Source organism: Streptomyces sp. NPDC007917 (genome assembly GCF_042959105.1).
Lineage (GTDB): Bacteria > Actinomycetota > Actinomycetes > Streptomycetales > Streptomycetaceae > Streptomyces.
In genome coordinates this window covers 86,637-109,838 of sequence record NZ_JBIBKK010000024.1, presented here as the reverse complement: position 1 = coordinate 109,838, position 23,202 = coordinate 86,637, and the positions used below count along the sequence as shown (strand labels likewise).

The 23,202-nt window shown below is 69.4% G+C and carries 12 protein-coding genes; 7 read left to right on the top strand and 5 right to left on the bottom strand.

The features are described 5' to 3' along the window. Positions 1 to 23: 23 nt before the first annotated feature. The 3 genes from ACFZDL_RS35310 to ACFZDL_RS35300 form a co-directional block, all read right to left on the bottom strand. Positions 24 to 2,357 carry a beta-L-arabinofuranosidase domain-containing protein gene (locus ACFZDL_RS35310; RefSeq protein WP_353595423.1) on the bottom strand — a complete coding sequence of 778 codons (2,334 nt, stop codon included), beginning with the start codon at positions 2,355 to 2,357 and terminating at the stop codon, positions 24 to 26. Between the two features lie 210 nt (positions 2,358 to 2,567). Beyond that, positions 2,568 to 4,850, bottom strand: a complete 2,283-nt coding sequence (gene yicI / locus ACFZDL_RS35305; protein ID WP_353595424.1) for an alpha-xylosidase — start codon at positions 4,848 to 4,850, stop codon at positions 2,568 to 2,570. Positions 4,851 to 4,973: 123 nt separating this feature from the next. Continuing rightward, positions 4,974 to 7,814, bottom strand: a complete 2,841-nt coding sequence (locus tag ACFZDL_RS35300) for a glycoside hydrolase family 3 C-terminal domain-containing protein (protein ID WP_353595425.1) — start codon at positions 7,812 to 7,814, stop codon at positions 4,974 to 4,976. A 369-nt stretch (positions 7,815 to 8,183) separates the two neighbouring features. Here ACFZDL_RS35300 and ACFZDL_RS35295 point away from each other — a divergent pair, with 369 nt between their 5' ends. The 7 genes from ACFZDL_RS35295 (at position 8,184) to ACFZDL_RS35265 (ending at position 19,116) form a co-directional block, all read left to right on the top strand. Next, a complete protein-coding gene (locus ACFZDL_RS35295) occupies positions 8,184 to 9,863 on the top strand; it encodes a Tat pathway signal sequence domain protein (protein WP_353595426.1) in 1,680 nt (559 codons plus the stop codon). Beyond that, positions 9,863 to 10,924 carry an ABC transporter permease subunit gene (locus ACFZDL_RS35290; RefSeq protein WP_353595427.1) on the top strand — a complete coding sequence of 354 codons (1,062 nt, stop codon included), beginning with the start codon at positions 9,863 to 9,865 and terminating at the stop codon, positions 10,922 to 10,924. Before ACFZDL_RS35295 ends, ACFZDL_RS35290 begins: the two co-directional genes overlap by 1 nt. Continuing rightward, on the top strand, positions 10,921 to 11,847 hold the full coding sequence (locus ACFZDL_RS35285) for a carbohydrate ABC transporter permease (RefSeq protein WP_353595428.1): 927 nt from the start codon (positions 10,921 to 10,923) through the stop codon (positions 11,845 to 11,847). The genes ACFZDL_RS35290 and ACFZDL_RS35285 overlap by 4 nt, the downstream gene beginning before the upstream one ends. Before the next feature lie 131 nt (positions 11,848 to 11,978). Continuing rightward, entirely contained in the window at positions 11,979 to 14,189 is a 2,211-nt protein-coding gene (locus ACFZDL_RS35280; RefSeq protein ID WP_353595429.1) for a 1,4-beta-glucanase, read from the top strand. Then, a complete protein-coding gene (locus ACFZDL_RS35275; RefSeq protein ID WP_353595430.1) occupies positions 14,189 to 16,156 on the top strand; it encodes a beta-galactosidase in 1,968 nt (655 codons plus the stop codon). The genes ACFZDL_RS35280 and ACFZDL_RS35275 overlap by 1 nt, the downstream gene beginning before the upstream one ends. Next, complete coding sequence (locus ACFZDL_RS35270) at positions 16,153 to 18,357, top strand: glycoside hydrolase N-terminal domain-containing protein (RefSeq protein WP_353595431.1); 2,205 nt, start codon at positions 16,153 to 16,155, stop codon at positions 18,355 to 18,357. The genes ACFZDL_RS35275 and ACFZDL_RS35270 overlap by 4 nt, the downstream gene beginning before the upstream one ends. Positions 18,358 to 18,396: 39 nt before the next feature. Next, complete coding sequence (locus tag ACFZDL_RS35265; RefSeq protein WP_353595432.1) at positions 18,397 to 19,116, top strand: hypothetical protein; 720 nt, start codon at positions 18,397 to 18,399, stop codon at positions 19,114 to 19,116. A 111-nt stretch (positions 19,117 to 19,227) separates the two neighbouring features. Here the strand turns inward: ACFZDL_RS35265 and ACFZDL_RS35260 are convergent, their stop codons facing one another. Beyond that, the gene (locus ACFZDL_RS35260) at positions 19,228 to 20,745 is read right to left on the bottom strand and encodes a glycoside hydrolase family 43 protein (RefSeq protein WP_353595433.1); all 1,518 of its coding nucleotides are present in this window, start codon (positions 20,743 to 20,745) and stop codon (positions 19,228 to 19,230) included. A gap of 651 nt (positions 20,746 to 21,396) precedes the next feature. Further along, positions 21,397 to 23,154 (bottom strand): cellulase family glycosylhydrolase, encoded by a 1,758-nt coding sequence (locus ACFZDL_RS35255; RefSeq protein WP_353595434.1) that lies wholly within the window; start codon positions 23,152 to 23,154, stop codon positions 21,397 to 21,399. Positions 23,155 to 23,202 lie beyond the last annotated feature (48 nt).

The window sequence follows — 23,202 nt, the reverse complement described above, 5'->3', positions numbered from 1 at the left end:
ATTCCCGGCGCCCACAGGCCGGTTCAGTAGCTGTTGCTCACGATTCGCCACCGGTTGTCGGCAGTACCGTTGTCCGAATCCTGGACCGCGAACGCGCCGACGGCGGTGGAGTTGTTCTGAATACCGAGCACCTTGCCGCTGTTCACGTTACGGATTTTGTACGTCCCGTCTCCCTGATCGAGCAGTGTCCACCTGTGGTCTGCGGTGCCGTTGTCCGACCACTGCAGAACAGGAGCGTTGTCGGCCGTGGACATGTCCTGAACGCCGAGCACCTTGCCGCTGTTGGCATTGCGGAACCTGACCGCGTTTCCTTCGTCGACCATTTCCCAGTCGTGATCCGCGGTACCCGAATCGTGCCACTGCAGGGCGCGGCCACCATCGGCCGTGGACATGTCCTGGATGCCAAGCACGAAGCCGCTGCCTACGTTGACAAGGCGGACGGTGGCATTGTTGCCTCCGCCCTGACCTTTGGCGTTCCAGTAGACGGTGTAGTTGTGGCCGTGCGCGTCGTGGAACGGGCCCAGGTTGACGGTGGAGCCGTTGGCGGTGGCGGTGAAGGCGAGCGAGGCGCTGCTGGTCCGTGTGATCGAGGACGTGTTCAGCGACGGGAGGGAGTTGAGCGAGGTGTTGCCGTAGTTGCCGGACAGCACCACCGGGCCGTAGGTGACCGCGGCGACGTTCGCGTTGTCGTTGGCCGCCCGCATGATGATCCGCATGGGGAGGCGGACGGTGACCGTGTCGCCGGAGGTCCAGGAACGGGTCAAGGTGGCGTAGCTGCCGGGCGTTGTGGTGATGTTCTGCGTCGTGCCGTTGACGCTGATGGTGGCCCCGGTGGTCCAGCTGGGGATGCGGATGCGCATGGCCCAGGTGCCGCTGACGTTGCCGGTGACCTGGAGGGTCGTGGTGTCGCTGACGGGGTACGACGTGGTCTGGGTGACCGTGATCCCCCGCTGTGACCAGGTGAGCACCGAGGGCACGAACAGGTTCACGATCAGCGTGGTGTCGCTGGAGAAGTAGATGGAGTCCATCAGCTTGGTGTGCATCTCCAGGCCCGTACCCTGGCAGCACCAGAAGCTGTCGTAGTCGGTGCTCCAGGTGCCACCGCCCCACGCCGGACCCACCCCACGTCGGCCCCCCGGGTTGAGCGGGGTGAAGTAGGTGACGTGGCCGTGGTTGTCGCCCGGGTTCTGCTGGCCGATCATCTGGTTCAGCCACGCCCGTTCGTAGTAGTCGAACAACGCGACCCGGTCCGGGTCCAGCGTGAACAGCTCCCGGGTGAGCGTGAGCATGTTGTACGTGTTGCAGCTTTCGCACGTGTCCTGGTTCAGGTAAGCGGCGATGGCGTTCGGGGGGCGGAAGTGTTCCGCCTGGCTGTTGCCGCCGATGACGTAGGTGTGCGCGTTGACGCAGATGTTCCAGGCGTTGGTGGCGATGTCCCGGTAGCGGGTGGTGCCGGTGGCCTTGTACTCCCGGGCGGCGCCGATCCACTTGGGAACCTGGGTGTTGGCGTGCAGTCCGTTCAGCCGGTCCTGGTTGGATGCCAGCGGGTCGAACACCGCGCCGTGGTCGAACCGTCGCGCGGTGGTGAGCCATCGCGAGTCGCCGGTCTGGAGGTAGAGGTCGGACAGCACGGCGTTCATGCCACCGAACTCGGTTCCCAGCACGGACTGCATCTGCTGGCCGCTCAGCCGACCGGTGCGCCAGTCGACCCATCCGGCCAGGCTCAACAGCACATCGCGAGCTTGCGTGCTGCCCATATGGCGCCACACATCCAGCAGGCCGGCCAGGATCTTGTGGATGACGTAGTACGGCACGTTGCCGTTGGACAGGGTTCCGGCCTCGAGAGCGCTGAAGTCGGACTCGGGGAAGCCGGACAGGTACCCGCCGTTGAACCCCGCGGCGCCATTGTTGGCCTGGCACTTGGCCAACTCTGCCACCATGTAGGCAGCCTTGTCCCGGCAGGTGGTGTCCCCTGTCACGGCATACACCTGCGCCCACGCGGTGAGGAAGTGCCCCTGTACGTGGGTGCGGAAGGGGAACGTCGGGCCGTCCCAGCCGCCGTTGGAGGCGGCGCCATGGGTGGGCAACCGGTGGTTGGCCCGGAAGTTGTACAGCAACCGGTCGGCATCGACGAACCGCAGGTAGTTCCGCGTGCGGTTCTCGTTGTCCAGCCATCGGCTCGCGGTCAACCGGACCTGGCCGAGTTCGAAAGGATGGGCAGACACCCCGATCCCGGCCCGGACAGGGGTGGTTGCCGCTCGGGCGGGCGAGGATCCGACGACGGATTCAGCGGCGGAGGCCACGGCCGTGGCGCCGGCCGCCTGCAGCAGCCGGCGTCGACTGACGGAGGAGGACAATGTGCACCCTTTCCATGGTCAAGGAAAGCGGATACGTCCGTGGTGCAGACATGGTCATGTAAAACTCTGCTCATTTTTGCGCTGTCTTGTCGTTGGTGCAATCCCTCGCCCCGCCCTCCCCACGCGCGGTTCGGTCACCGTCGACGGCTCGCCGTCGGTGAAGCGAGCCACGGGCGACTTGACCACAGCGGTCGCCCCTGGCTGTCGGGTTCAGGCCGGGTACGGCAGGTGGGCCTCCGAGGTGCCGGCGGGGCGGGTGTGCACGGCCCGGTTCGGGCCGCCGATCCGCAGCTGCCACGGGTGCGGGCTGTCGGTGGTCACGTGCAGGTGGCCGCCCTGGCGGCGCAGGTGGAAGCGGGCCGTCTCACCGGGGCCGTCGGTGCTGGGAATCACCACGGTGCGCTCGGCGCCGTCGGCGAAGGCGTGTACCCGCAGTTCGACGCCGTCCGCCCAGGCGGAGACGGGGCGCTGGTCGTCGGCGGCCAGCGCGATGACCGAGTCCGGGCGGGCCAGCAGCGGCAGGGTGTGGAAGCCGTGCTGCTCACGGGTCCAGCGCGGACCGGTGACCTCAGCCCCTGTCAGTACATTGGTCCAGGTGCCTTCCGGCACGTAGTACTCGACTGTGCCGTCGTCGGTGAAGACCGGGGCGACGAGCAGGTCGTCGCCGAGCATGTACTGCCGGTCGAGGGTGGCGGCGGCCGGGTCGTCGGGGAACTCCAGCACCATGGCGCGCATCACCGGGACACCGGTGGTGTGCGCCTGCTGCGCGGCGCGCTGGAGGTACGGGGCGAGGCGGTGCTTGAGCAGGGTGAACTCGCGGGTGACGTCGACGGCCTCCTCGCCGTAGTCCCACGGCACGCGATAGGACTTGCTGCCGTGCAGGCGGCTGTGCGAGGAGAGCAGCCCGAACTGCACCCAGCGCTTGAACACGGCAGGGGTCGGGGTGCCCTCGAAGCCGCCGATGTCATGGCTCCAGAAACCGAAGCCGGACAGGCCGAGGGAGAGTCCGCCGCGCAGCGACTCGGCCATGGCGTTGAAGTGGGACTCGCAGTCGCCGCCCCAGTGGACCGGGTACTGCTGGCCGCCCGCCGTGGCGGAGCGGGCGAACAGCAGCGCCTCGCCCTCGCCTCGCTCGGCGCGCAGCAGGTCGAAGACGGCCTGGTTGAAGAGGTGGGTGTAGTAGTTGTGCATCCGCTCGGGGTCGGAGCCGTCGTGCCAGACGACGTCGGTGGGGATGCGCTCGCCGAAGTCGGTCTTGAAGCAGTCCACGCCCTGGTCGAGCAGCGTCCTCAGTTTGCCGGTGTACCAGTCCCGCGCGGCCGGGTTGGTGAAGTCCACCAGGGCCATACCGGGCTGCCACAGGTCCCACTGCCACACGCTGCCGTCCGGGCGCCGCACCAGGTAGCCCTCGCGCATGCCCTCCTCGAATATCGCCGACTTCTGTGCGATGTACGGGTTGATCCAGGCGGAGATCCGCAGCCCCTGCTGCTTGAGCCTGTTCAGCATGGCGGCCGGGTCGGGGAAGGTCTCCGCGTCCCATACGAAGTCGCACCACTGGTAGGCGCGCATCCAGAAGCAGTCGAAGTGGAAGACGCTCAGCGGGATGCCGCGCTCGGCCATGCCGTCGATGAAGCGGCCCACCGTGGCCTCGTCGTATTCGGTGGTGAAGGACGTGGTCAGCCACAGGCCCAGTGCCCAGGCGGGCGGCAGGGCCGGGCGGCCGGTGAGCGCGGTGTAGCGTTCCAGGACCTGCTTCGGGGTCGGGCCGTGGACGACGAAGTACTCCAGCGACTGGTCCTCGACGCTGAACTGGACCTGGCCGACCGACTCGGAGCCGACCTCGTAGCTGACCTTGCCGGGATGGTTCACGAAGACGCCGTATCCACGGTTGGTCATGTGGAACGGGACGTTCTTGTAGGCCTGTTCGCTGCTGGTGCCGCCATCGGCCTGCCAGATGTCCACGGTCTGTCCGTTCTTGACGAACGGGGTGAAACGCTCCCCCAGGCCGTAGACGAGCTCTCCGACGTCCAAGGAGAGCTGGCCGAGCATGTAGTGGCGGCCCTCGGCATCGGTGACGAAACCGGTGCCGCGCTCGCCGACGGAGGTCAGCACGCGTCCGCCGGCGGTGAACTCCAGCCGCCACGGCTGTTCCGTGTCCACCCGCAGCGTCAGTTCGCCGGAGGACAGCTCCAGCACCGCTCCGTCCCGGCGTACCTTGCCGGAGTCCGCACCGGCGCCGGGCAACGCGAACTCCGGCCCCCGGCGCACCGATCCGGCATGGTGGGTGGTCCGCACGCCGATGATTCCCTCGGCCGGGGACCAGCACTCCACCGTCAGTAGCGGGCTGTTGAGGGTCTGCCCGCGTCGGCTCACGTGCTTCACGGGTGCGTACAGCGTCATCCGGTGGTCATCGGCGTGGATGTCGGCGACCTCGGTGGCATAGCGGGCGGTGCGGCCCGGACGCATCAGCCAGTAGCCGTCCGTGAACTTCATCGGGTACGTTCCTCCGTCCGCGCGCGGTGCGCGGTGATCAGGCCCCCGGTACCAGTGGTAACTGTCCTAGGGGTGCGGTTCAGGGTGTCGTGATGTCCCGTGCACAGGGGGTCGATGCGAGCCTCAGACGGAGAAGGTGACGCGCGCGAGCCGCACCGGGCCACGCAGTCCGAGGCGGACGTCGTGTACACCGGCCGCCACGACGGCGGGGGCGCTCACCGTGGTGTAGTCGTAGGGCCCGGCCGTACCCGGGGACAGAGTGAGCACTGTCAGTACTGGACCATCACCCAGCGAGAGTTCGACCGTGCCCTCGCCCGAGGTCTCCACCGTGATTCCGGCAGCCCCGTTTGCGAAGTCACAGTCACGGAACACCAGCTCGCCCCTCCGGCCGGCCACAGGGGCGACGGAGTCACCGGACGTCTTCGCGCGGTCCACGATCTCCGTGTCGCTCTGCTCGTCAAAGTCCACCGCGTCCAGGCCGCCCACCATGACCGGCCGGGGGACGGACGGCTCGCCGTCGAGGTCCACGGTCCGGACCAGGCGGATGTCCTCGCTGGACGCTCCGACGAGGATATCGTGGAGGCCCGGTGCCACCCGCTGACGTCCCTGCGCCACGTCCCAGAACGCGAACGCCGACTTCGGCACCTGGAAGGCGATCTCCGTGGCCTCACCGGGCGCCAGCGTCACACGCTGGTGCGCGGCCAGTTCCCTGCGGGGCCGTGGCACCGACGGGTCCGTGGCCCGGGTGTAGAGCTGGGTGACCTCGTCCGCGGTGACGTCACCGGTGTTGCGGACCGTGAAGGCCACGTGCAGTGTCCCGTCCTCGACGCGCGTCGTGAGGCCTTCGTAGGAGAAGGACGCGTACGACAGGCCGTGGCCGAACGGGAAGAGAGGTGTGCCCTCGAAGTAGAGGTACGTCTGGCGGCTGCCGATCACGTCGTAGTCGAGGAGGTCGGGCAGGTCGGAGTCGTCGGCGTACCAGGTCTGCGGGAGGCGGCCGGCGGGGGAGACGTCGCCGGCCAGGATCCGGGCCAGGGCGCTGCCGGCCGCCTGGCCGCCGTGGGCCGTCCACAGCAGCGCCGGCACCTCCGCGTGGTCGACCGCGTACGGGTACGCCGACACCAGCGCCAGCACCGTGTTCGGGTTGGCCGTGCGGGCCGCGCGCAGAAGGCGCTCCTGGTGGCCGGGGAGGGCCAGGGTGCTGCGGTCCTCGGTCTCGCGTCCGTTGATGTGCGGATCGTTGCCCCCGACCACCAGGACGACGTCCGCCTGCGAGGCGACTTTGCTCACCGCGTCCTCGCCGCTTTCGACGACCACGACCTCGAAGATCTCCCCGTTCCCTTCGGCGACCTTGACGCCGTCGGCGGCGATGGAGACGGGGTGCCCGGTACCGATGTGCCGGAGAAGGTGCCCGTTCTCGTGCGGTTCCAGGCGGAACGTCTCCTGGACGACCCAGCCGCCGGGCTGGTCGGCGGAGGCTCGGACATAACCGTCCTCGGCGACGGAGAGATAGCGGCCGTCGGGGGCGCGCAGGGTCAGCACGTCCTCGCCCCAGTCGGTGAGGGACAGCTCGGTGCCGGTCGCGTCGGTGGTGAGCGGGGGCAGATCCGTCCGTCCCGTGAGCAGCGCCGGGTCGAGGGCGCCTTCCGCGCCGCGGACCTCGTCGTCGGCGTCCGTCTCGGGCACGTGCAGGAAGGTTCCGGCCGAGGTCTTCAGCAGGATCCGGTCCACGCCCTCCGCGAACTGCACGCGCTTCGAGCCGAACCGCTCGCGCAGGCCCGCCAGCGGCGTGCAGCGGTGCAGGAGCGTGCCGCTGTACCAGTCGAGCTTGCACTCGTCGGCGAGCGGGCCGACCACGGCGAGCCGGGTGTCCGGGGCGAGCGGCAGCAGGCCGCCGTCGTTCTTGAGCAGCACGACCGCCTGCTCGGCGGCCTCCTGGGCGAGGGCGCGGTGGGCCGGGGTGTCGAAGTCCGTGGTGAGCGCGTGCGGGTCGTGCTCCGGGTCGAACTCGCCGAGGCGGAAGCGGACCGAGAGCTGGCGGCGGACCGCCGCGTCGATGTCCGACTCCGTCAACAGGCCCTTGTCAAGGGCGCCGCGGACCCGTGCGGTGATCTTCGAGCTGTCGGTGCCGTGGTCGGTGAAGCTGTCGAGGCCGGCCCGCAGCGCGGCGGCCGTCGCCTCCTCGTGGGTGTCGAAGTAGTGCTCGGAGTCGACCAGGTTGGAGGGCGCGCCCGCGTCCGAGCAGACCAGCAGGTCCTCGTCGGTCCAGGTGCGCAGATGCTCGCGCAGATAGGGCGAGACATGGTTCGGCCGGCCGTTGACCAGGTTGTACGCCGGCATCACCCCGGCCACGGCGCCTGCCTCGACCGTCTCGCGGAAGGCGCGCAGGTCGTATTCGCGCAGGACGCGCGGGCGGACCGAGGAGGACGTGACGTCGCGGCCCGTCTCGTTGTTGTGGGCCAGCCAGTGCTTGAGGACGGGCGCGGTGCGCCAGTACGTCGGGTGCTCGCCGCGCAGGCCGTGTGTGTAGGCGGTGGCGATGGCCGAGGTGAGCTTCGGGTCCTCCGAGTAGCCCTCCTCGTTCCGGCCCCACAGAGGGTGGCGCAGCAGGTTCACGGTCGGGGCCCAGACGTTCAGCCCCACGCGGTCGTCGCGGGCGCGCATCGCCCGGACCTCCTTGGACACCGCCTCGCCGACCCGCCGTACGAGATCCGTGTTCCAGGTCGCACCCAGGCCCACGGCCTGCGGGAAGACGGTGGCCGGACCCATCCAGGCCACGCCGTGCAAGGCCTCCTGGCCGGTGCGGAACGCCGCGACGCCGAGCCGCTCCACGGCGGGCGCGCACTGGTGCAGGAATCCGATCTTCTCGTCGAGGGTGAGCCGCGACAGAAGGTCGTCGACGCGCTTCGCGAACGGCAGGTGCCGATCGCGGAACGGCGGAACTGGCGGCGTGTGTGCGGTCACTTGGGGGTCCCCTTGCGATGGAGCGGTGCAAACGCTTTCGAAGCGCTTCGATGCTCAGCCGACCCGGGGGTGGGTGTCAAGACACCCCAGCGCAATATCTTCGACTCCTGACCGTTATTCAGGTGAGATAAGAGTGCGATCGGGTCCCTCCGCAGCTCCGAGGAATCTTTGTTTCGACTCTTGTGCGCCCCAATACCTTCACTTAACCTCGCAGCAACATCGAAGCGCTTCGACTGCGAGGCCGTCCATCTGTGGGGTGGGCCCTCGGTAGTGGTCGGAGGACTGCTTCAGCTCAGCCAGTTCCACTCCGGACACTACAGCCGACGGCCCACCGCCGGGTGTCCAGGTGCGCCATGAAGGGTTGACGCAATGACGCCGAATGCCGCCTCCATCCCCTCCGGACCCAGCCGGAGGAGCTTCCTCGCCTCCACGGCGGTCGCCACCGCCGCGGTGGCCGGCGGGATGCCGCTGCTCACCGCCTGCGGCGGTTCGGACAGCGGATCGCGAGAGGGTGCCACGTCGGGCAAGGCAGCGGACAAGCTGCTCCCGACGTACGTCGCCAGTACGGTCGCCAAGCCGGACCTTCCGCCGAAGAACGGTTCGACGGCCGGCTACACCGGCAAGATCGACCTCGCGGGCCTCGCCACCTCGGTCCCGGACAAGCTCGGCACCGGCGCTCCCTTCAAGATCATGTCCCCGTTCTGGGGCACACCGCCGAAGCCCGGGTGCGCCTACTACACGGCGCTCGACGCCGCGGCGGGCACCAAGATCACCTGGCAGAACCAGGACGGCATCACCTACGGCGAGAAGCTCGGCGCCGTCCTCGCCTCCAGCTCCATACCCGACATGGTGGTCGTGCCCAGTTGGGAGCTGGTCGGCAAGATCGCGAGCGCGGTCAGCGCGAAGTTCATGGACCTCGGCCCCTACCTGGCGGGCGACAAGGTCAAGAAGTATCCGAACCTGGCCGCGATTCCGTCCGACTCCTGGCGCATGTCCATCTTCGGCGGCGCGCTGCGCGGCCTCCCGATGCCCGCCGCCGCCGCGCCAGGCATCGCGCCCTTCTACCGCAAGGACATCTTCGACAAGAAGGGCTACTCCGTTCCCAAGTCCGCCGATGAGTTCCTGAGCTGGGCCAAGGAGGCCACCAGCGCCAAGGCCAAGGTGTGGGCCTGTGGTGACATGAGGTGGTCGGCGGCGGGCATCTTCGGTGTCCTCCCCGCCGGGCCGGCCGGCTGGAACATCGGGGACGACGGGAAGCTGACGTACCGCATCGAGCATCCCGAGTACCTCGAACACCTGGAGTGGGTCCGCAAGCTGTTCGACGCGGGCGTGGTCCATCCCGACGACAAGGCCAACACGGGCGACGCCAGCCAGCGGTTCACCGCCGGGCAGATCCTGGTCTACAACGACAACACCGCGTCCTGGTACGGCAAGACCGCCGAGCAGGCGAAGTCCAATCCGGACTTCCAGATCGAGGGCATGGACTACTTCGGCGCCGACGGCGGCGACCCGACGCTGTACGCCGGCCCGTCGGCCACCATCTGGTCGATGATCCGCAAGGGCGCCTCGAAGGAGACGATCGAGAACGCGCTGGCCGCCGCCAACTTCGCGGCCGCGCCCTACGGCACCAAGGAGCGGATGTTCGTCGACTACGGCGTCGAGGGCACCCACTACACGGTCAAGAACGGCGTCCCGGTCAAGACCGACAAGGGCAACTCCGAGGTGATCAACGCCTGGCCGATGCTGGCGGCCCCGGCTCCCTACACCGCCCACCCCGACTTCCCCGAGATCGCCCGCAAGCAGGTCGAGTGGCAGCAGCGGCAGGGTGCTTTCCTGAAGAAGACGTCCACCTACGGCATGAACATCGTCGAACCGGCTCGCTACGCGACCCTCTCCAGCCAGTTCGAGCAGCTGGAGATCGACTTCGTGCGCGGCCACAAGAAGCTGTCCGATGTGCAGCAGGCCATCTCCACCTGGAAGTCCTCCGGTGGCGACAAGCTGCGCGACTGGTACAAGAAGCTTCTCGAGAAGAACGGCAGCGGCAACTGATGTCGCTCACGGCTGGGAGCCGACCCGACGGGACCCGTCCCCCCGCGGCCGTCGAGGAGCCGACGGCCGCGGTCGCCACCGCGGCGGCGAAGGACCGGGTGCCACGCAGGACGGGCAAGGCGGGCAAGGCGGGCAAGGTCCCCTGGCGGGTCCGGCTGCGCCGCGACCGCACGCTCATCCTGATGACCTTGCCCGTCATCGTCCTACTCCTGATCTTCAACTACGTCCCGCTGCTCGGCAACGTCGTCGCCTTCCAGGAATACGACCCGTACGTCTCCAGCAACGGCATCACGGCGATCTTCCACAGCCCCTGGGTGGGCGTGGAGCAGTTCTCGCGGATGCTCGACGACCCGCTGTTCTGGAGCGCCACGAAGAACACCATCGTCCTGTTCTTGCTGCAACTGGTGCTGTTCTTCCCGGTGCCCATCGCCCTCGCGCTGGTCATCAACAGCGTGATCCGGCCCCGGGTCCGGGCCGTGGCGCAGGCGATCATGTACCTGCCGCACTTCTTCTCGTGGGTCCTCGTGGTCACGGTGTTCCAGCAGATCCTCGGTGGCGCGGGCATCATCGCGCAGACCCTGGAGAAGCACGGGTGGAGCGGCTTCGACCTGATGACCAACGCGGACCTCTTCAAGTATCTGGTCATCGGCCAGTCCGTGTGGAAGGACGCCGGCTGGGGGATCATCGTCTTCCTCGCGGCCCTGTCCGCCGTCAGCACCGATCTGTACGAGGCCGCCGCCATGGACGGCGCGGGGCGCTGGCGACGCATGTGGCATGTCACGCTGCCCGCGCTGCGCCCGGTGATCGCACTGCTGCTGGTCCTGCGGGTGGGCGACGCGCTGAGCGTGGGATTCGAGCAGTTCCTGCTCCAGCGGTGGGCGGTGGGTGCGGGGGCCAGCGAGGTCCTCGACACCTACGTGTGGAACGTGGGTATCCAGAACGGCGACTTCAGCTATGCGGCCGCGGTCGGCCTCGTCAAGGGAGTCATCGGAGTGTGTCTCGTCCTGGGCGCGAACAAGGTCGCGCACCTGCTCGGCGAGCAGGGGGTGTACAAGAAGTGAGCCTCAACACGCAGCTCATCCGCAGCCTGAAGGCTCCTCCTCGCCCTTCGTGGGAGGAGCCGCCGAGCAAGATCGGACTCACCGCCAAGGGCGGCTTCCTCCTGCTCTGCTGCCTGGGGGTGCTCGGTCCGCTGTGGATCATCATTGTCACCAGCCTCTCCCCGAAGCCCGTGATCGACCGGGTCGGCGGCCTCGTGGTGATCCCCGAGGGCATCACCTTCATCAACTACACCGAGCTGCTCAGCGGCGGCCAGGTCAGCCGCGCGATCATGGTCTCGGTCGGTATCACGCTCTTCGGCACGCTGTTCTCGATGACGGTGTCGGTGCTCGCGGCCTACGGGCTGTCCCGGCCGGGCAGTCTGGGGCACCGGTTCTTCCTGATGACCATGATGGCGACCATGTTCTTCGGAGCCGGGCTCATCCCGACGTACCTTCTGGTGCAGTCGCTGGGCCTCACCGACAGCTATCTGTCGCTGGTCCTGCCGAGCGCGGTCAGTGTCTTCAACATCCTCGTCCTGCGGGCCTTCTTCATGGGGATCTCCCCGGAGCTCACCGAGTCCGCCCGCATCGACGGGGCCAGTGACCTGCGCATCCTGCTGACCATCATCATGCCGCTGTCGCGGGCAGTGCTGGCCGTCATCTCCCTGTTCTACGCGGTCGGCTACTGGAGCGCCTGGTTCAACGCCTCCATCTACCTGACCGACCAGCAGATGATGCCGCTGCAGAACGTGCTCATCCAACTGGTCCAGAAGAACACCCAGGCCCCGACCGGCCTCCAGCAGGCGGTCCACACCGGGCAGCTCTCCGCCCTGGGAATACAGATGGCCGTCATGGTCCTCGCGCTGATCCCCGTCGCGGTCGCCTCCCCCTTCGTGCAGCGGCACTTCAAGAAGGGCATGCTCACCGGAGCCATCAAGGGCTGAACCCCTTGGTCCGCGTCCCGCCGCAGGGCCTGCCGTCGTGTGACGTCGGCGGCCCTGCGGTGGCTGGACGCGCAGGTCCCGGAGGCGCTGGCCCTTGCTCAACTTCCCCTTCGTCAAGACCGAGGTATGTCATGAGCACGTTCCACCTCAGCAGGCGTTCCGTTCTTGCCGGTTCCGCTGCCGTCGCCGCGGTCGTCTCCCTGCCGACGGTTTCGGGACAGGCGCGGGCTGAAACGCCCGCGGCCGTTGCCCAGAGCGGCTACCGGTGGCGCAGCGTCGTCATGGGCGGCACCGGGTTCGTCACCGGGGTGCTGTTCCACCCGTCGGTGCGCGGCCTCGCCTACGCCCGCACCGACATCGGGGGCGCCTACCGCTGGGACGACCGGGCCGACTGCTGGATTCCGCTGACCGACCACCTCGGCTGGGACGACTGGAACCTCCTCGGCGTCGAGGCCATGGCCGTCGACCCGGCCCACCCGGACCGGGTCTACCTCGCCCTCGGCACGTACACCCAGTCCTGGGCCGGCAACGGGGCCGTGCTGCGGTCCGAGGACCGCGGTGCCACCTGGAAGCGCACCGACCTCACCGTGAAGCTCGGCGGCAACGAGGACGGGCGCGGATGCGGTGAGCGCCTGCTCGTCGACCCGCGGAACGGGGACACCCTGTGGCTCGGCACCCGGCACGACGGGCTGCTCAAGTCCACCGACCGGGGAGCCACCTGGAAGGCGGTGAGCTTCCCGGCCGCTCCGAGCGCCACCGGCCAGGGCGTCACCCTCCTCGTCGCCGCGGACCGCAGCGTCTACGCGGGCTGGGGCGACTCCGACGGCACGGCGGGCAAGCCCAACCTGTACCGCACGTCCGACGGGAAGACCTGGGAGCCGGTCCCCGGGCAGCCCACCGGCACGGCCGCGAAGGTGCCGGTCCGCGCCGCGTACGACCGCCTCACGCGCGAGCTGTACGTGACGTACGCCAACGCCCCTGGCCCCAACGGCCAGTCGGACGGCAGCGTGCACAAACTGCGCACCGTCGATGGCAAGTGGACCGATGTCACGCCGGTGAAGCCGGGCGGAACCGCGACAGACGGGTCCACCGACGCCTTCGGCTACGGCGGTGTCGCCGTCGATGCCCGTCGGCCCGGGACGCTCGTCGTGTCCACCAACAACCGCTGGGCGGAGATCGACACCGTCTTCCGTTCCACCGACGGCGGCCGCACCTGGAAGTCCCTGAAGGACAACGCCGTCCTCGACGTCTCCGAGACCCCCTACCTCAAGTGGGGTGGCGACGCGCCCAAGTTCGGCTGGTGGATCCAGGCCGTCGGCCTCGACCCGTTCGACTCCCAGCACGTCGTCTACGGCACCGGCGCGACCCTGTACAGCACGCGTGACCTCAAGCACTGGGCCCCGCAGATCCGGGGCCTGGAGGAGGCGTCCGCACTCCAGCTGCTCTCCCCGCCGACCGGGGAGGCACACCTGATCAGCGGCAACGGGGACTTCGGCGTGATGTACCACGACCGGCTCACGGCGTCGCCGTCGCGCGGTATGGCCGCCAATCCCGTGTTCGGGTCGGCCACCGGGCTCGCGCTGGCCGCGGCCAAGCCGTCGTACGTCGTGCGGACCGGCGGGAGCAACAGCGCCAACGGCGCCTGGTCGAACGACGGTGGCCAGACCTGGGCGCCCTTCGCGACACAGCCGGCAGCCGCCAAGGACGCCTCGGGGCCCATCGTCACCAACGCCGACGGCAGTGTGCTGCTGTGGTCCTTCGGCACCACCTCCCCGGCTCACCGCTCGACGGACAACGGCGCCACGTGGTCCGAGGTCAGCTCCCTGCCGAAGGGCGCCGTCCTGGTCGCGGACCCCGTGGACCCGACCTGCTTCTACGCCTTCGACACCGCCACCGGCACGCTCCACGCCAGCACCGACAGCGGCCGGAACTTCACCGCGCGGGCCACCGGCCTGGGTTCGGGCGACACGGAGTTCCGGCTGACCGCGGCCCCGGGCCGCTCCGGCGACCTGTGGCTGAGCCTCAAGGCGAACGGGCTGTACCGCTCCACCGACGGCGGCAAGACCGTCACCAAGGTCAGCAGCTGCACCGCCTCGTACACCCTCGGCTTCGGCAAGGCCGCCGAGGGCGCCTCCTACCCGGCGATCTACATGGTCGGCTCCACCGAGACGATCATCGGCGTGTACCGCTCGGACGACGAGGCGAAGACCTGGGTGCGGATCAACGACGACCAACATCAGTGGGGCTGGATCGGCCGGGCCGTCACCGGCGACCCGCGCGTCTACGGCCGCGTGTACGTCGCCACCAACGGGCGCGGAGTGCAGTACGGGGAGCCCGCCTGATGCCCGACCTCGGTGACGCGACAGGCGGCCGCCTGCTCTTCGGCGGCGACTACAACCCCGAGCAGTGGCCGGAGGAGACCTGGCACGAGGACGTCCGGCTGATGAAGGCGGCCGGGGTCAACTCGGTCACCCTCGGTGTCTTCTCCTGGTCGACGCTGGAACCGGAGCCCGGCGTCCGGGAGTTCGGCTGGCTTGACACGCTGATGGACCTGATGCACGAGGGCGGCATCGGCGTCGTCCTCGCCACGCCCACCTCCTCACCCCCGCCCTGGATGGGCCGGCTGCACCCGGACACCCTGCCTGTCACCGAGGACGGCCGAACCGAGTGGTGGGGCGGTCGGCAGCACTTCTCGCACTCCAGCGCCACCTACCGGCGCTACGCAGCCGCCATCACCGAGGACCTCGCCGCCCGCTACGGCGACCACCCGGCCCTCACCATGTGGCACATCAACAACGAGTACTGCACCTTCGACTACGGCGACCAGGCCGCTGCCGCCTTCCGCCGCTGGCTGCGCGAGAAGTACGGCACCCTCGACGCCCTTAACGAGGCCTGGGGCACAGCCTTCTGGAGCCAGGGCTACGACACCTGGGACGGCATCCTGCCGCCCCGCCTGCCCCACTACATGCGCAACCCCGGCCAGGTGCTGGACTTCCGGCGTTTCACCTCCGACATGCTCCTGGAGTGCTACGTCGCCGAGCGCGACATCATCCGCCGCCACACCCCGCACCTGCCGGTCACCAGCAACTTCATGCCGCTGTGGTTCGGCCAGGACGCCTGGCGCTGGTCGCAGGAGGAGGACGTCGTCTCCGTCGACATCTATCCCGACCCGCGCGACCCGCTGGGCGCCCAGAGCGGCGCCCTCGTCCAGGACATGACCCGCTCCCAGGCACGCGGGCCGTGGATGCTCATGGAACAGGCGGCCGGGCCCGTCAACCGAGGGGGTGTGAACCACCCCAAGCCACGCGGCCTCAACCGGCTCTGGTCCCTCCAGGCCGTGGCCCGGGGCGCCGACGCCGTCTGCTACTTCCAGTGGCGGCAGTCCCGGCAGGGCGCGGAGAAGTTCCACTCCGGCATGGTCAGCCATGCGGGGGAGGAGGGCCGGACCTATCAGGAGGTCAAGCAGCTCGGCGCGGACCTCGCGCGGATCGCCCCGGAGGTCTCGGGCCGGCACGGCGCCGCCGGCATCGCCGTCCTGCACGACTGGAACTCCTGGTGGGCCGGCGCCCAGGACGGCCGGCTGTCAACCCAGGCGGACTACCCGGACATTCTGCGCGCCTGGCACCGAGCCCTCTGGCAGGCCCACCTCACCACCGACTTCGCCCACCCCGAGCACGACCTGACGCCGTACCAGGTGGTCGTCGTGCCGCAGCTGTACTCGCTCACCGACGCGGCGATCGACAACCTCCTCGGCTACGTCCGCGGCGGCGGCACCCTCGTGTGCGGCTTCCAGACCGGCGTCGCCGACGAGGACGACCGGGTCCGCCCCGGCGGCATGGACGGCCGGCTGCGCGAGCTGTTCGGCATCCGCACCCTGCACGAGTGGTGGCCGCTGGACGCCGGGGAGACCGTCACCTGCGAGGGCTTCCGGGCGTCCCTGTGGTCCGAGGAGCTGGAGGCCGACGGGACCGCCGACGAGAGCGTGCCGTACAAAGGCGGCGAACTCGACGGACTGCCCGCCGTCCTGCGCAAGGGCCGGGCCTGGTACCTCTCCACCCTCCCGGAGCCAGAGGCGCTGCGCGACCTGCTGGCCCGGATCGCCTCCGGCGCGGGCGTCCGGCCGGTGCTCGACGGCCTCCCCGAGCACGTCGAGGCCGTACGCCGGGGCGAGGTGCTGTTCGTGCTCAACCACGGCCGCGAGCCGGTGACCGTGGAGGTGCCCGGCACCCACCACGACCTGCTGACGGGGGAGGCCGTCACCGACCGGGTGACCCTCGGCCGCCACGGCGTGGCGGTGCTCCGGCCATGACCGCGAACAACGGGCCCGTTCACGGCACCTGGGAGCCGCACCCGGCCGCCCGCTGGGAGGACGGCTTCCTGAGCGGCAACGGCCATCACGGCGCCCTGGTGTTCGGGGACCCGGGCGACGAGCGGGTCGTCGTCACGCATCACACCCTGGTACGGCCGGGCGGCGACGGCGAGCACCGCCGGCCGCCCCGGCTCGCCGCCGAACTGCCCGCACTCCAGGACCGCCTCCTGGCAGGTGACCGCACCGCCGCGGAGGGCTTCACCGACGGCCGCCCGATGCAGTGGGTGCAGCCCTTCCACCCCGCCTTCCAGGTCCGTCTGGCCCGCCCCGTCGCCGGCTGCCACGACTACCGCCGCGACGTCGACTTCACGACGGGCGTCGTACGGGCGACCTGCGCCGGCTGGAGCAGCCGGGTCTTCGTCTCCCGCGCCGACGATGTGATCGTCCAGCACATCACGGCGCCCGACCTCACCCTCGACATCTCCCTGGACCACCGCCTCCCCGGCGCCCCCGACCACCTGGCCGTCGGCCACGGAGCCGTCATCACCCCCGAGGGCGCCCTGCTGAGCCTGCGCGCCCGCTACCCCGACAGCGACCGCGCCTTCACCGGCGTCACCCTGGTCGTCGTCACCGGCGGCACGACCACCCTCGCCCCGCCTCACGCGCACGTCGAGGGCGCCCGCTCCGTAACTCTCCTCACCCGGGTCCGGCGGCACACCGGCGAACTCGACGTGACCGCGGAAGGCCGGGCCCTGCGCGACCTGCCGACGGGGTACGACGAACTCCTCGAACGCCACGTCGCCCTCCACCGCACCGCCTACCAGCGAGTCACCCTCGACCTCGCCGCCGGGGCGGCCGAACGGGCGCTGCCGGGCTCGGAGTTGCTGAAGAGGCCGCGCGACGCCGCCCTGCTGGAGCGCCTCTTCGCGGCCGGCCGCTACCACCTGCTGTCCGCCGGCGGTGTCTTCCCGCCCCGCCTGACCGGCCTGTGGACCGGCGACTGGAACACCGCCTGGTCAGGCGCGTTCACCAACGACGCCAACCTCAACCTCCAGACCGCCTCCGCCGCGGCCGCCGCCCTCCCCGAGGTCACCGAGGCCCATGCCACGCTGATTCACCGCCAGCTCCCCGACTGGCGCGACAACGCCCGCGCGGTCTTCGGCGCCCGGGGCGTGGTCGCCCCCGCCCACACCGACGGCGAGTCGGGCCACTCGTACCACTTCAACCGCGAGTACCCCCTGCACCTGTGGACCGCGGGCGCCGACTGGCTGCTCAAGCCGCTCGTCGACCACGACGAGACCCAGGGAACCCGCGACCCGCGCACCGCGTCCGCCCTCGCCGAAGTCGCCCTGTTCTACGAGGACTTCCTCACCCGCACCGACGACGACGGCCACCTCGTCGTCGTTCCCTCCTACTCACCCGAGAACCGCCCCGCAGGCGCGAGCTGGGGCACGATCAACGCCGCCATGGACCTCTCAGCGGCCCGCCACGCCCTGCTCACCGCGGCCGACTACCACCCGGGCACCCCGGAAGCCGACCGCTGGCAAGCTCTCGCCGAGAGGCTCCCGCCGCACCGGATCAACGAGGACGGCGCCCTCGCCGAATGGGCCTGGCCCGGCCTCGTGGACTCCTACGACCACCGTCACCTCAGCCACCTCTACGGCGTCTGGCCGCTCGACGAGATCACCCCCTACGACACCCCCGACCTCGCGGCAGCCGCCCACCGCGCCCTCGAACTGCGCGGCGCCGAGAACGACTCCGCGCACGGCCACCTCCACCACGCGCTCATCGCCGCCCGGCTCCGGGACGGCGAACGCGTCGCCCACGCCCTCGGCCAGGTCCTGGACGGCGACTTCTTCCACACCTCCCTGATGAGTGCCCACTACCCGAACCGCAACGTCTACAACGCCGACGCCGCGCACACCCTGCCCGCTGTACTGATCGAGATGTTTGTCCAGTCGACCCCCCACCGACTGGCCCTCCTGCCCGCGCCGCCGCCCGCTCTCCCGGCGGGCCGGCTCACGGGCGTGCGCACGCGATTCGGCGCCGAGACCGAACTGACCTGGGGGCCCGACGGGGCGACGGCGATCCTGAGGCCGACTCGCACCGTCCGCATCGAAGTCAGAACTCCTTCCGGCGACGCGGAGCTGATCGATCTCGTCGCCGGAAAGGACCACGCCCTCAGCATGGGGGCGTGGTAGCACCCCCCCACAATTCCCCCCACCCGTGGAAGGGACACCATGGTCAAAAGCAGAACACGCAAGATCACCATGGCGGTGCTCGCGCCGGCGATGGCTCTCGGCGCCACCGTCGGCCTCGCCTCCGCCCCCGCTTCGGCTGCGGCAGTCTGGAACTCCTGCGACCAGTGGGCCAGCACCAGCCTCGACGGCTACAAGCTCTACAACAACATCTGGGGCTCCGGCGCGGGCGGCCAGTGCACCTGGGCCAACTCGGGGACCAACTGGGGTGTGTGGGCCGACCACCCCAACACCGGCGGCATCAAGTCCTACCCCAACTCGACGAAGACGATCAACAAGACGATCGACTCCCTCACCTGGCTCAGCAGCAACTACAACGTCAGCGTCCCGTCGTCCGGCGCGTACAACACGTCGTACGACATCTGGGACACCGACCACCAGTACGAGATCATGCTCTGGGTCAACCACAACGGAGCCGTAGGCCCGATCGGCACCTGGCAGGCCAACGTCACGCTCGGCGGCCACAGTTGGAACGTCTACAAGGGCACCAACGGGTCGAACCAGGTGTTCTCGTTCCTGCGGACGTCCAACTCCAACTCCGGCACCGTGGACGTCAAGCCGATCCTCAACTGGATCGCCTACACCAAGGGCTGGATGCCCGGCAACGAGACCATCGGCGACGTCCAGTTCGGCTATGAGATCACCTCGTCGTCCGGCGGACTCAACTTCAACACCAACAACCTGACCGTCAACGGCGGCTGAACCGAGCATCAGGGCCGAGGTCGGTCCGCGCCCTTACTCAGGCGCGGTCGACCTCGGCCCGCCTTGCGGATGGTGGGCTCGACAGAGGCTCCGGAGGCGGGCGGGAGCTGTTCAGGGCGCGAGCGGCTCGTATTCGAACCAGTCGAAGTGGACGGTGCCTTCGGCGGCGTACATCCCGATGACCCGACCGGTGAAACCGCCGGCCACTTCGGTCGACAGGTAGCGGCCGTCGAGCGTCGTCAGAGCGGTGAACGTGCCGTCCGGCCCCTCGATGCCGAAGGAGACGACGTCGGGGCCGGTGCGCGCGTCGTGCGGAGCCGGCGGTTCGGTGACCCTGACGCTGAGGACCACGACCGGTGCGTTGGGCAGGGGCTGGGAGGCCACGACGGTGCTGAGCGAGCCGACGCGCGCGATCACCCGGACGTCCGTGGCGGATGCCTCGATCTCGTAGTGATGCCGCTCGTCCAGGCGGACGGCGAGGCCGCCACGTCCCGACGCCGCGTCGACCAGGGTGCGTGCCCGGCACGTCAGGTGCTGCTGGCGGCGGCCGGCGAACACGACGTCCGGCTCGTCCAGGGAGCCGCCGCGAGCCCGCAGCGTCAGCCAGCCAGGGCGCTCCTTGGTGCTGTAGTGCTCGGCGGGGCGGTCCCGAAGGGAGATCCACTGCGGCCGCAGCTCGTTGACGTCGAAGTCGTCCCGGTGCTCCTCGACGGGGCCGGGGAAAAGCTGCCAGCCGGGCGCGGACGCCTCCAGCGACACCTCGCCGACGACCGGCCAGCCGTCCACCCAGGTCACGGGTGCCAGGAACGTCTCGCGGCCGAGTACGTGCCAGCCGGGGGTGCCGCCGCCCGGCCGTACGCCGAGGAAGACCATCCACCAGGAGCCGTCGGGTGCCTGGACCAGGTCGGCGTGGCCGGTGTTCTGGATGGGGTGGTCGATGCCGCGGTGGGTGAGGATCGGGTTGTCCGGGCACGGCTCGAACGGGCCGGCCGGTGTGCGGGCGCGGGCGATCGACACGCCATGGCCGCGCTCGGTGCCGCCTTCGGCGATGAGTAGGTACCAGTAGTCGCCGATCCGGTACAGATGCGGCGCCTCCGGGGCCTTGGCGCCGGGCCCGCCGGACCAGAGCCTGCGCGGTTCGCCGTACGTCTCGCCGGTGGACGGGTCGAGACGGACCTGCGCCACCCCGGCGACCGTGCACCAGCACGTGCCGTCCTCGTCCCAGACCAGGTCTGGATCGATGCCGGGCACGCCCGGCGCCCAGATGGGGTCCGACCAGGGGCCGGCGGGGTCGGTGGCGGTGACGATCAGGTTGCCGGCGCCCTTGGCCACATTGGTGACGATCAGCCAGAAGCGGCCGTCGTGGTGGCGCAGGGTGGGGGCGTAGATCCCCCCGGAGGACGGCATGTCGGTCGGCAGAGACAACTGCTCCGGTCGGTCCAGGGCGTTGCCGATCTGTCGCCAGTGCACCAGGTCGCGACTGTGGAAGAGGGGTACGCCGGGGAAGTACTCGAAGCTGGAGCAGGCGAGGTAGTAGTCGTCGCCGACCCGGCAGATGCTGGGGTCGGGGTGGAACCCGGGAATCACGGGATTGGCGAACGTGCTGTCCGCCTGGTGCTGGTGGGGCACCGGCTGTGTCCTTTCGTCGGGTGAGGCGTTGTGCCGGCAGCTGAGGGCAGTCGGAGCAGTGACGGGAGCGGCCCTGCTGGTGGGCGGATGGATCACATGGCCACGGTCCGTGCTGTCCCGCAGGTCGGGCAGGTGGAGCGGCGTGGTGGCTTCGGCACCGGGGCGGCGCCGGGCGGCGGTGCAGGTGGTGGCGGGGGGTCTGTGCGTCGGTTTGCCAGTCCCCCGTGCCCACCGCGCTGTGTTCGCGGGGGCGCAGCCGCCCGCCGATCGCCGTGCCGACCAAGCGGCACCACCCAGCCGCCGGGCGGCAGTTCGTGGGCGGTCTCCTTCAGCAGTCGGCCGGCCGGGCTGCCGTAGCCGGAGTCGACCGTGGCGACCTGCTGGGACGGATAGTGCATGAGCGCGGCTCGGAGGGTTCGCTTCAGCGGCCCGAGGCTGCGGCACTGACGAAACTTCTGCGGTGCAACTCACGACTCATGGCGGCGGCCCTTCCCTGGGCAGTGTCGAAGCGCTTCACTAATTCGCTGAAAGGTAACGATGTATTTCGCTCGAAACAAGAGGTTACAAGGAAAGAAAGTTTCTCACCCATGGGCGATTGGCGGCTTGAGAAGAACCCCGGGTGCCAGGGTCGGCACCCGGGGCGAGGGACCGTCAGCCGACGGTGCCGGTCACCGAGGATCCGGATTTCGTCACGCGGTACGTCACGGTGGCTCCGCTCCAGAAGTGGAAGACGAGCGTCGCCTGCGTGTTGTCACGCAGTGAGTCGACGAACTTGGAGGTGAGGAGAAGACCGTTGCCCGGGTAGTCGGGAGAGAAGGCCTCGTTGAACTCCTGGTACGGAGTCCAGTTGGTCGGGCCGGCGTTGCTGCCGTCGGCGTACGTGGCCTCCATGGTGGCCAGCTGGTCACCGCGGTACTGGGTGGGGATGGTGAGACCGTTGCTGTCGCCGGTCGCGTTGGAGAGCACCGGCTTGTCATACGTGGTCACGAAGATCTTCCAGGGCAGCCCCCGGGAGAAACGGGCCTCGATCGTCGCGTTGATCCCGTAGGCGCGGTCGCCGGCGAGCCGGGTCAGCGCGGTGGCCGTGAGCGTGAGCTGGTTGCCGGAGACGGTGTAGTCCCGGCCCTGGACGAGCTTTGTGCTGCCCTGCCAAACGCCCCGGAAAGTGGTGCCGTTCGGGTTCAGGGTGAGTGTCCTGGCGGTGATCGCACTCGGCTTCGCCAGGAAGACACGGTCCGAGGAGGCGGTTCCCGAGCGGGTGGTCCAGCCCGACTTGATCTGGTTGATCAGCTCGGGATCACGCCACTGCAGCGTGGAGCGGTTCAGGTAGTTGTAGGCGTCCCACAGGGCCGTGGTCACCCCTGAGATGCGGGCCTCGTATCCGAACATCTCGAAGTACTTCAGTGCCTCGCCACGTTCGACACGTGGCGCGCGCTGGAAGTAGTCGGGGTAATTCAACAGGCCGTACTCGCCCAGGTAGACGGGGATTCCCTTGGAGACAAGGGTGTCGCGGAGCCGGGCGAAGTTGCCGGTCAGGTCCTTCTGCGCGGTTTCGTCGAACCGGGTGCCGCCGGCGATGTTCACGCTGAACGGGTACCAGCTGTAGTAGTGGACGGTGGCCACGAGGTTGCGGTCGTTCAGCGACTTCATCTCGCTCACCAGGGCGTCCAGGAAGACCTGGCCGGAATTGGTGTGCAGGCTGGGCAGGACGAGCAGTCGGGTCGCGTTGTTGCCGCCGGACTGGCGCACCACGGTGTGGAACGCGGTGTTCAGTTCGTCGTTGTACTGGATGCCCTGGGCGTCGGTGGTGTTGTTGAACTGCGGTTCGTTGTTGCTCTCGAAGAGCAGGCTCTTCGGGGAGTCCTTGAACTTGGCGGCGATCTGGGTCCAGGTGGCCTTGAAACGGGCCAGGACGTTGTCGTGGTCGGTGGGTATGTCGGCGATCCACTGCCACGAGTCGTGATGCACGTTGATCACGACGTAGAGACCGTCGGCCAGCGCCCAGTCGACCACCTGCTTGACGCGGTTCATCCACGTCTCGTCGATCGTGTAGGGGGCGGTGGAGGACTGGTGGCCGCTCCAGGTGACGGGGATGCGGACACTGCGGAAGCCCTGGGACTTGATGGTGTCCAACAGGGCCTTGGTGGCCGGCGGGTTGCCCCAGGACGTCTCGTCGGGGATGGCGTCCAGGGTGTTGCCCAGGTTCCAGCTGGGCTGCATCGCGGCCACCGTGTCCATCGGGCCGGCGGTAAGCCGGGGCTTCCCTGTCAAGGACGCGTCCTTGTGGCCCGATGAGGCGAAGGCCGTGGTGCTGGTCAGCCCGATCGCGGCGACCAGCGCCAGGAAGAGGCTGAGCACACGGCCGGGGCCGCGACTGCGGCGGCCGGTGGGGCCTTGCGTTCTCTTCATCTCTGCCCTCTCTTGTTGGCCGGGCGGGGGTTCCGCCCGTCGGGGGGG